Below are 10548 nucleotides of genomic sequence, written 5' to 3'. Positions count from 1 at the left end.
CCCTAAGCTTGATGCTGCCAGCCAACGGGTGGAGTCATCCACAGTAGTTGATTGCAGCAGTTGCACCAAGGCGGCGATCGCAATTTCATTGCCAGGGTCGATTTTCCCTAAGCTTGATGCTGCCAGCCAACGGGTGGAGTCATCCACAGTAGTTGATTGCAGCAGTTGCACCAAGGCGGCGATCGCAATTTCATTGCCAGTGCCGATTTCCCCTAAGCTATTTACTGCCTCCCTACGGGTATAGTCATCCACAGTTGTTGATTGCAGCACTTGCACTAAGGCGGCGATCGCTTTTGTCCGATCTGTCTGTTGCAATGCTGACCCAGCTTCCTTTTTGATTGAACTCTGACTATCAATTGTCCACTTGACAATTTGTGTTACTATCTGATATGCTCTGAAATAATCTCTAAACTCTACAATTCCTGCGGCGGCTAAAAAATAGGCGCGATATTCATAAAATTTTTGACATCCCACAGATTAACCTGACAGGTCAGCACAATTCGCGCTTGAGAAATTAACCCTGCTTCACGGAATTGTCGGGCAATTTCTGTTACAGGATTAGATGCGGACATTTCATCTAACCCATCTAGCAGCAACCACACATTATTTTGATTAAACAGAGCAACAAAATCATCCTTTAGTTGCTTAGTGGCTTCAGCTTTACCTGTTTTCTCAGCAACCTGAGTTAACCAACTCTCGAACAGATAAGATTTTAGTTCCTTCTCTCGCAAATCTGCTAAAGATACCCAAATCACAATTGACTGGTGAATCTCACGAGATACCCAATCAGCAATCTGCTGTAACAGTGTTGTCTTTTCTGCTCCTGGTTCGCCAATAATTGCAATTCGCTTACCTTGACTTTTAGGCGTGTTCTTCTGTTTGAGAACTTGTTCAAGAAAAGCATCATGCTCAAATGTTTTGGTGATTTCTGTCTCCTTGTACAGTTCTGACCCCTGTTGTGGAGAAACATCATCTTGAGGCTTCGATACTTTTTTGCGCTCAACTAATCCTAGTGGTACATAAACATCATCAACTTGCAGGGTAACTCCCTCAGTTGATGTCAAAGGATTTGTAGTCAGCTTTTGCCGTTCTACCAGTATTTGACGACAGACTTCACGCCAGCGATCGGGAGTTAACTTTGTCCCATCCTCCCCTTGAGACGACTGTAGTCAAAGAGTGATGTTATTAGTTTGGTTAGTTATCTGTCCTTGATTTACAACCCCAATTTTTTCTGCTAGCTGCGTCAGATTTTGAATAGTTGGCTGTTGAGACTTGAGGGTATTTTCTATTTCTTGAATTTTTTGAGTGAGTTTTGGTTCTGCTTTTGCTGCTGCTTCCACTTCCACAACTGCTTGAGCAATTTCTGGGTCTGCGTCTGCTGCTGCTTTCAGTTCTAGCACAGCTTGACCATAATCTAAACGCTGCGGTTCATTTCCCGCAACAGCACTGGTGAGTAATGACGATTTATTCTTCTGGCGGAGTAATGCGATTAACTTGCCACCTAGCGTCCATGTAGCATCACCAATATTTTCACCGATTTTCTCTTGTGCTTTAGTCCAAAGTGTAGTTGCGATGTCTACGACGGGCTACGCCTACGCAGTAGCAACAGCCGTCAGTGTTACCAGTCACCATAAATTCACTACAAATTGAGTTTATGTAGAAATTGCTTCAATTGACGCAAATAGTATCACGAAAAAGCTAGGCGATTATTAGTGATATAAATCAACACAGTTTAGATAAGACAAAAACACTTGTAGAGACGGCGATTTATCGCGTCTCAAAAACCCAAATTTTGCCAGTAGCCTTTAACCCAAGCGTATTGTGATATAAATCAGCGCAGGCGGGTTTTGTCTGTGTAGCCGCGACTTCTAGTCGCCAGGATACTAATACCAATTCAATTAATGATTGCAACACGTCCATTTGTAGAGACGCGATGAATCGCGTCTCTACAAATGGTCTGTTTGTCGCATTCTTTTTTAAAATTATTATAAAATGGTGCGTTAGCTTTTGGCGTAACGCACCCTACGAAAATATCTAAAACATGATTATGAGTTATTAATTAGACGTGCCATTTAGTGCTATAGGATGAATTATTTCCTCCAGCGTTTGCAGTAATTCTTGCTCGTTATAAGGTTTAGAAAAATAAGCCCTAGCACCCAATTGCATAGCCAGTTGGCGATGTTTATTGCTGCTACGAGAAGTCAGCATAGCGACTGGGATATTTTTTGTATCTGCGTCTGAATTTACCTTACCTAAAAAGCCATAACCATCTAAACGAGGCATTTCAATATCGCAAATTACTGCCTCAACTCTCAATCCATTATGGAGTTTTTCTAAGGCATCTTGACCATCTTTAGCTTGTTCTACTTGATATCCTCCTTTTTCAAGAGTCAGGGCTAAAAAGCGGCGAACATTAATTGAGTCATCTACAATTAGAATTGTGCCTTTCTGCTTAACTGATGCGGCTGATATTTTCTCTTCATCAAAGATGAGGAACGGTGTTTTTAACCTTGCTGATGGTAATTGAGTGCCTCTATTAGTCCGCCGATTCGTAGCAATCCAATACAGCAATTCATTGACATTAACTAGTGGCACTACTCGACCATCACCGAGAATTGTGCAGTTGCTGAAGCCTTCAGGTAAAGGTATATTTCCCTCGACTTGGCGAATCGCAACTTCCTGTTCACCCCAGCAACGGTCTATTTGGATTGCTACTGGCTGATTATTACCTTTGACTATTAACACGCTGTTAGCATTAATTGCTGCCGGTATTTCCAGTTCTGAGCTATCGTAGCGCAGACAATTAAACTCTAAATAGCCAGTTAAGCGAATCAGTGGCAGCATCGTTCCTTGCCAATTTAGAACTTCGCTACCTGCCATTTGGAAAACTCGCTCATTTTGGAGTAAAGATATTTCTGAAATGACATCTGTGGGAAATGCCAATACCATTTTGTTGATTTCTACTAGCAGAACTCGGGCAACGGAAAGTGCAAATGGTACTGATAAGGTGAAGGTAGTACCAACTCCTGGTTCCGTATCAACTGTGACATCTCCTCGAATTAGTTTGAGGTTGTTACGAACCACATCCATACCGACACCGCGACCAGATAATGCTGTGACTTGTTCGGAGGTGGTAAAACCTGGTTCAAAAATTAGTGATAACAGTTCTTCATCACTAGCATTAGCAAGTAGAGAAGCATCCAATCCCATAGCTAAGGCGCGGGTGCGAATTTTCTCCAGAGAAATGCCCCAACCATCATCACGTATGGTAATAAGGGTGCGATTACTGCGGTGGGTAGCTTTAATTTCAATTAATCCTTGTTCTGGTTTACCCAAAAGGCGGCGGGTAGCATGGTCTTCGATACCATGATCAAAAGCATTCCTTAACAGGTGCATTAAAGGTTCGTTTAAAGCTTCTAAAATGCTGCGTTCAATTAAAGTGTTACCACCTTCAGTTTTTAACTGGACATTTTTCCCATGCTCTACATTTAAATCGCGTAAAGCTCTAGGGAAACGTTCGATTAAATCTGACAACGGCCGCATCCGAATATGATTTAATTTGGTCTGTAACTGTTTTGATGTTTTGTTTATTTTACGAGCAATTTGGTCTGTATCATCTACACTGAGTTGCACATCAGTCGTGACTTCTTGTACCTGAACAATGGTTTCCATAACTTCCTGCGATCGCAGGTTTAAATCGTTATAGCGCTCCATTTCTAAGGGATCAAATTCCCTCTCTGTACCTTGGATTTGGTGGCCATTTTCCGCTTGCGATGTCTGTTGACAAGCCACTTCTCTACGAGAGGCGTCGCCAACGTGTCTACGCACCCCAGCAGACATGGCAGCTTGAGTAGAAATTTTGCCGTAGGCTGTACGTAAATTCTGGTTTTCTCGGTCGAGAACTTGGACTCGCTGGTTCAGGTTACGAACGAGTTTGCGTAATCTTTCTAGTTGCGAGTTTAACCCATTCCTCTGAAGAACCAGTTCGCCAAATAAATCATTAATTTGCTCTAATTGTTTGCTAGGAACTCGGACACTATTTTCATGAATTTCTCGCTCTTTACTAACACCAGCCTGTTCTCCTTTGCTTTCGCTAAATCTGCCATCTATAGGATTATTTCCTCTAGCGAATATCGTATTTTGCTCGGTGACATTGCCAGCATTTACGTCATCTGTCAATTCTGCATCCACAAATGTAAAATTAGCTGCAATACCTGCGCTGGGGTGCGCTAACGCTTGATCATTAGTCCAATTTTCTCTTATGTTTTCTGGTTGCCAAACAGATGTTGATACTACTTCTGTATCAACATCTGTGGGGACAAACGGTGGTATTACTTCTGCTTGTAATAGTGGCTGGACTTGAGTATAACTATCCAAGTCAATTTCTGTAGGCAAGTTATCTAGTTGATTTGTGAGTATCAAAGCTTGCGATCGCCGCCATGCTTGCAATGCTAACTGGGCAATTTCGGGAATGCGTTCGCTGTTAACAGTTTCCAATTGCTGCGTTATTGACTCACAAAGCTTCGTAAAAGCTGCCAACTGGAGCATTTCCCCCAAACCGCCTAATTCTACCGCCATAATCACAATTTCTTCATGCAAACCGGGCTGTTCGCTATCTGCCAATATAGATTCTAGACGCTGCAAACACTCTTCTACTTCTGTTCCAAATAGCAAGGGGATAACATCTTGTCCCTCTTCTGGGGATAGCATGGTTGAGGCATCCTCAGCGCTGGGGTCGCCCAAGCGATCGTGCAACTCATCAAAAATTGGGTAACAAAAGGTTTCTAACCATTGATCTTCGACAACATTTCCTTCTGCAAGCAGTTCGACAATTTGACGCAGCCAGTCAACTCCAGATAGCAATAAACTTTGCAACTGAGTATCAATTTCGAGAGAATTTTTTTTAGTTTTTAAAACTTTAAAGGAATCTTCCAAACGATGGGCTAAATCACTTAACGATCTAAATCCCATCATCCCGGCGCCACCTTTGATAGAATGAGTCGCCCGGAGTGCAGCATTGATTTTATCTAAATCGATGCGGTTAGTAGTATCGATTTCCAGCAATACCCCTTCTAGAGTATTTAAGTAATCAGTTGCTTCTTCCAGAAACTGCATCTGGATTTCTAATTCTTTGTCTTGTAACATAGTTCTTATCCTTAGTCATTGGTCATTGGTCATTAGTCATTAGTGATTGGTCATTAGTCATTGGTAAAAAGACAAAGGACAAATGACAACGGACAAATAACAAAAGTCATTCGTCATTGGTCATTAACAAACGACAAATGACAAATAACAAATGACAAACTTAATTAACTTTGAAAGTCTCCACAGTCTCTTGCAACTGCTGGGAAATCTCCACAGTTTGTTGCAGAGATTCGGAAACTTGGCGAGAAGAATCGCTGGTGCGTTGTGATACAGCAGCGATATCTTTCATCAATTGGCTGACACTTTGCGATGTTTCTACCTGAGAAGCAGTTGCACTGGAAATTGACTGCACTAAGGAGTCAATTTGATGCGATACATCCAAAATTTCCCTCAAACTTTCTTTAGCCTCCTCCACAATGCGGGTACCTTCAACTACTTGGGTGGTTCCTACTTCCATCGCCTGCACCACTTCACTGGTTTCTCGTTGGATATTTTCAACAATTTGTTCAATTTCTTGGGTTGCTGCGGCACTTCGTACTGCTAATTCGCCGACTTCTTCAGCAACTACGGCAAAACCTTGACCTTCTTCACCTGCACGCGCGGCTTCAATACCGGCATTAATCGCTAATAAGTTAGTTTGAATCGCGATTTGGTTAATCAAGGACACCACACGAGAAATTTGTTGAGAAGACTCTCCCAAACGTTTGACTTTTTTAGCAGTTTCATTAACGGTTTCCCGCAAAGAGAGGATATTTTGTACTGTCAAATCCATCGCGTGTCCACTCTTGGTAGCGGTGTGAGTAGCATGGTTAGCAATAAAGGCAGCTTTTTCAGCACTTTCGGCTACCGACTGCATGGATTTGGTCATTTTGTCAACAGCATCGAGGGTGCGGTTGATTTCGGCAGCTTGTATGAGTGCTTCCTCTGCTAAGTCGCGGATGGCTCCTTCATTAGAGCCGATGGCAGTATTCACCTGGGTAGCAGCTTCTTTAACTTGGGTAACAATATCGCGGAGGCTTTCCACAATTGAGTTGAAAAAGTCGGCAACAGTGCCTATTTCCCCAGATGTCACGTCTGCACGCACTGTCAAGTCGCCTCTAGCTGCACCTTCTACATCACTGAGCAGTTCTAAAAGTTGGTGTTGCAGTGCTTCTTTTTGTTGTCGTTCTTCGCCTGACCCGATTACGGCAACATTTCTAGATTGTTCTATCTCTTCTAATAACTTGGCTTGTTCTAAGGCATAACCGATTTGAGTTGCTATCTGTTGAAACAAGTCAATTTCCGGCTGTTGCCAAACACGAGGAGTTTCGCAATTATCAGCAATTAATAAACCTAAAAGTTGCTCTTGGGCAAAAATTGGTACGATCAAATTAGCTTTGACAGCAAATTTTTCTAATAGTTGGATGTAACCGCCGGCATTTTTCAGACTTTGGTCTTGATAAATATTAGCGATCGCTTGCACCTGTCCATCGTGATAAGTTTCTATATAACGTTCCCGAAAATAGGGATCATCAATTTGCACTCCGAGCATTTTTGGCCAATTATAATTATCAGTTACCGATTCAGCGACGACAACACCATCTGAAGTATCTGCATTTAGACTATAAATGATTACCCGATCTGTTTTTAGCGATCGCTGAACTTCTTTGACTGCTGCGTGATAAATCTCTTTAGTTTTGAGAATTCGCCGAATTCGGAGGGTGATATCTGCGAGTAATTTTGCCCCTTCAACGTCGAGTTCTTGTTCCTTAACTAAGACTTGCAATTGTTCGGCCATTTGGTTGATATTTGCACTCAATAACCCTAATTCGTCTTCTCTTTCGATTTCGAGACGGGTATTGAATTTACCTTGACCTAGCTTCGCTAATGCCGCACTTGCATTCAGAATTGGCTGTGTAGTAAGTTTAGCTAACTGAGATGCGATCGCACCTACAATAAATGCTGTCAGTGCCGTACCGATGGCTATAGTCCACAATAATTGTCTTTGCGGCTCAAATACAATTGCTGTGTCTGTGGATAAAAGTACCTGCCAGTTTAAATCAGGTAAGCCGTCTAACTCCCTGGCTGGTACGTAGCTAACTAGTTCTTGTTTTTTGCCAGTTTTGGGAACTTCTATAAAACTATCTGCCTTTTTAGCTGCGAGTAGTTTAGGTAAACTAGAATACTCTCCCTTTGCCGATTTCCCCAATAATTCCTTTTGTGGACTTAAGAAAACTGTTCCCGAAGCATCAAGCAAATAGTATTGTTGTCCATTGGCTACGTAGTTTTTGATTACTTCCTCTAAAGATTTTACGGGCATACGTGCTTGTACCACCCCAATAGTTTGCCCCGTCCTTGTCTCTTTAACGGGTGCAGCTATATAAATACTCACTAAACCTGTACTTTTTGCTACTTCCGGTTTGCTGATTATAGGTGCATCTTTTTGCAACCCGGTTTGAAAATAGGTACGGTCTTTTTGATTCTCTAGGGGTTCGCCTGTGGATTGCACAATCAAGTTACCTTGGCGATTAAAAACAGCAACGCTGTCATAAGCTTTGTAAGCTTCAACAAACCGATCTAGAACTGCTTGCTTTTCTTGAGTAGTGCTACTTACGCTAGCTTGGGGACTTGTCAAAAATGGCAAACTTGATATTACCTGAATATCTCCGTAGCGTTCCAACATGAAGCGGTTAAGTTTATCACTTAAGTCAATGGCTTTAGCTTGTTGAGATTGAGTAATTTGCTTAGTAATTGATTTGTTGGCAAAACTAAAAGCGATCGCGCATATCCCCAAGACTGGTATTGTCCCGATTGCGATCGCTAAAATAGTCGCTTTCTTAACCAATCCCAGTCTTGTAAAATAGGGAATAGCCTGATTCCCAGAATAATTATTAGCAGTTTCAGTAGTCGGCTTATTTGGTAGCTTTACTACAGTCCCAATGGCTTTTTGGGACGAAATCAATGATGCTCGATTTTGAGCGCCACTAGCTTGATTTGTGTTGGTTTTATTAAACATAAAAGTAGTTCTCCTAACTATGTGAACAAGAACACTAAAAATGTGTTTTTTAGTAGTACACCTTAATCACTGCGGAGAATAGAAGACTGCACAATTGCCTCTGCATCTAATACAAGTAATATTTCTTCTTGTTGCACAACGCACCCACATAAATAAGGAACTAAACTGGATGCTACTTGTCCTATAGGAGAATGAATAGCATCAGCTACGAATTTGGTTGTACCTTTTATTTCTTGCACAACTAAGCCTAATAACAATGATTCCACTCGAATAATGATCGCATTGTACTGTCGCAGTCGATAATCTAGAGATTCTAAATTGAGCATTCTTGGCAAATCGACTACCCAAATTATCCGGCTCCGCCAATTCATTAATCCTAATATGCAGGGGGGCATATTGGGCATTGAAGTGACAGATTCAATAGGTACAATAATTGCTTCTTGCGTATGCCTCATTGATAAAACAGCAGTAGTCTGTTGATTTAGTTGAAACTTAAGATAACCATCTGCTAAGTTATTTGGGGTTAGTTTTGGAGAAAGTGCAATGTTTGTAATAACCATTGATTTAAATTACCACTGATTTAATAGTACATAGGAGATGTTCGCGGGTGTAAGGTTTAGTTATATAGGCATCTGCACCTTGTCTCATCGCCCACAAACGGTCAATTTCTTGATTTTTGGAACTACAAATCACAATTGGTACTTTTGCAGTAATCGGATTTCTTCTTAGAGAACGACACAATTCAAATCCACTCATTTCTGGCATTACTACATCAGTAACGATCACATCTGGTTTTTCTAACACAGCTTTTTCTAAAGCTTCTTTTCCACCAGAAGTTTTAATTACCTTGTAACCACTTTCTTTAAGATAATGGCTCATTAATTCCAATTCACTGGGAGAATCTTCTACAATCATAATTGTGCCAAGCAAAGTCAGGCTCACTATTAAATCTCCTAAAAAAACATATTAAACATATTAATTTTGTTACAAGAATTCAGAATGAAATTAGCACTAAATTCTAACTCCTAAATTAACCAAGATGCTTAAAAACCATTTTTAGCAATTCTGATTGTGTAAAAGGCTTAGTCAAATATCCTGATGACCTCACCAGCTTTGCCTTTGCTCTGTCAATAAAGCCTGTTCTACCTGTTACCATAATGATCGGTGTATTTTTAAAAGCTGAATGTTTCCGTAATAAAGAACATAGCTCGTAGCCATCTAAACTTGGCATTTCAACATCTAGTAAAATCAAATCGGGCTTACTCCGAAGAATTTGCATTAAAGCTTTCACCGGATCGTTGATCATCACAACTGAAAATGTGTTTTCATCCAAAAAATGTTTAATGGAATTCAAAACTGTTTGGCTATCATCAATGCAGGCAATTGTATGTAGTTTTTTACCAACAGGTGACTGAGTATTTTTATTATTCTCAGAAATATCAAAATTGATTGAAATCGGTGATTTCTGCCCAATTTTTATTTGCAATTGTGTTGTAGACAAAACTTGTGAACCCCGACCAGCCGGAATCGATGACTGGATATTTTGCCGATTTCGTAACTGCTTTTGACACTGTTCAACAAGTAACCGCAAATCTAGGCGACAAAACTTTGGTAGTTCATTTAAAGAGTTTTCTGGACTGAATTCATAGCTACCTTCTTTTAAACACAGAAATGATTCCAGAACTTCTTTTGCCAATTCGTCTATCAGGCTTGCTGCTTGTACAGAGGTGATATAGTCCTGATTTACTAACCAACTAATAGCTTGGTAATCTGCATTTGGTATTGATTGATGTTCATTCTTCGCCTCAAACATCTGCCGCATCTGCACGCGAGTAGCGCTGTTGAGAGCAGGAATTTGCTGACTCAAGCGCCGCAAGTGACTATCAAGGCGCTCAAATAGTTTATCTGAATAGGAGGCATAAGTAAGTTTACCGTCTTCTAGATAGATTGCCCAAGAAACTATCCCAGTAAAGATACTTAAACAACCTGTAGCACGCCGACTGGTTAATTGTGCCAACAGAGATAGCGGATGTAGTTTCTGGAACAACCTGTAGCTACCTATAGGAGTTGTGCTCATTTGCTTTACTTCAGCTAAATTCGATACGTGTAAGCTAAATTCGTGCAGAGTTATTCCACGATTTAAATCAAGTAAAAAGCATCAAACTTTTGTATTTCAAACTACATAAGTTTATATTTAGGTTTGTGGTGAAACTCAACGACAGCAACGTTATTTTCAAATGATCAAATCTCAGTAAATTCGTAAATTATGATTAATTTGCCTACTGTTACCGAGATTTATAGATATCTTTCGAGAATAGGACATAAAAATGCTAAGAGTAGATGAAGCCACTTTCCATTGAGTAACCCCAATCTGACCACAGCAATAATACTGATTTAAATCGTGGAAT

General features: G+C 40.7%; 9 protein-coding genes. 1 reads left to right on the top strand and 8 read right to left on the bottom strand.

All coding sequences use genetic code 11. The features are described from left to right. The 3 genes from V7K15_RS10575 to V7K15_RS10565 all read right to left on the bottom strand — a co-directional run. The coding region (locus V7K15_RS10575; protein WP_334905454.1) for a HEAT repeat domain-containing protein at nt 1-474 on the bottom strand (474 nt) is incomplete at its 3' end. Beyond that, the gene (locus V7K15_RS10570; protein WP_334905452.1) at nt 432-1064 is read right to left on the bottom strand and encodes an NACHT domain-containing protein; all 633 of its coding nucleotides are present in this window, start codon (nt 1062-1064) and stop codon (nt 432-434) included. The genes V7K15_RS10570 and V7K15_RS10575, both read right to left, overlap by 43 nt. 105 nt (nt 1065-1169) lie before the next feature. After that, the gene (locus tag V7K15_RS10565; protein ID WP_334905450.1) at nt 1170-1400 is read right to left on the bottom strand and encodes a hypothetical protein; all 231 of its coding nucleotides are present in this window, start codon (nt 1398-1400) and stop codon (nt 1170-1172) included. A gap of 49 nt (nt 1401-1449) precedes the next feature. Here V7K15_RS10565 and V7K15_RS10560 point away from each other — a divergent pair, with 49 nt between their 5' ends. Further along, complete coding sequence (locus V7K15_RS10560) at nt 1450-1650, top strand: hypothetical protein (RefSeq protein WP_334905448.1); 201 nt, start codon at nt 1450-1452, stop codon at nt 1648-1650. A 405-nt stretch (nt 1651-2055) separates the two neighbouring features. Here V7K15_RS10560 and V7K15_RS10555 read toward each other — a convergent pair whose 3' ends face one another. From V7K15_RS10555 to V7K15_RS10535, 5 genes are all read right to left on the bottom strand, one after another. Next, the gene (locus V7K15_RS10555; protein ID WP_334905446.1) at nt 2056-5145 is read right to left on the bottom strand and encodes a hybrid sensor histidine kinase/response regulator; all 3090 of its coding nucleotides are present in this window, start codon (nt 5143-5145) and stop codon (nt 2056-2058) included. Nucleotides 5146-5305: 160 nt separating this feature from the next. Continuing rightward, nucleotides 5306-8140 (bottom strand): methyl-accepting chemotaxis protein, encoded by a 2835-nt coding sequence (locus tag V7K15_RS10550; protein WP_334905444.1) that lies wholly within the window; start codon nt 8138-8140, stop codon nt 5306-5308. Between the two features lie 62 nt (nt 8141-8202). Continuing rightward, nucleotides 8203-8700, bottom strand: coding sequence for a chemotaxis protein CheW (locus tag V7K15_RS10545; RefSeq protein WP_334905442.1), 498 nt, complete (start codon nt 8698-8700; stop codon nt 8203-8205). 4 nt (nt 8701-8704) lie between these two features. Further along, nucleotides 8705-9082: a response regulator gene (locus V7K15_RS10540; protein WP_334905440.1), complete on the bottom strand. Its 378-nt coding sequence runs from the start codon at nt 9080-9082 to the stop codon at nt 8705-8707. A gap of 88 nt (nt 9083-9170) precedes the next feature. Further along, nucleotides 9171-10217, bottom strand: a complete 1047-nt coding sequence (locus tag V7K15_RS10535; RefSeq protein WP_334905438.1) for a response regulator — start codon at nt 10215-10217, stop codon at nt 9171-9173. Nucleotides 10218-10548: the final 331 nt, after the last annotated feature.

The sequence above is a fragment of the Nostoc sp. genome, assembly GCF_036919815.1.
In the GTDB taxonomy this organism is placed as follows: Bacteria; Cyanobacteriota; Cyanobacteriia; order Cyanobacteriales; family Nostocaceae; genus Nostoc.
Note: the sequence above shows the minus strand (reverse complement) of the source record. Positions and strands in the feature narration are given on the sequence as shown.

What these genes read in the sequence shown, in the direction of transcription:
- V7K15_RS10555 (WP_334905446.1), bottom strand. Translation starts at nt 5,145, where the DNA reads ATGTTACAAGACAAAGAATTAGAAATCCAGATGCAGTTTCTGGAAGAA.
- V7K15_RS10535 (WP_334905438.1), bottom strand. Translation starts at nt 10,217, where the DNA reads ATGAGCACAACTCCTATAGGTAGCTACAGGTTGTTCCAGAAACTACAT.
- V7K15_RS10550 (WP_334905444.1), bottom strand. Translation starts at nt 8,140, where the DNA reads ATGTTTAATAAAACCAACACAAATCAAGCTAGTGGCGCTCAAAATCGA.
- V7K15_RS10545 (WP_334905442.1), bottom strand. Translation starts at nt 8,700, where the DNA reads ATGGTTATTACAAACATTGCACTTTCTCCAAAACTAACCCCAAATAAC.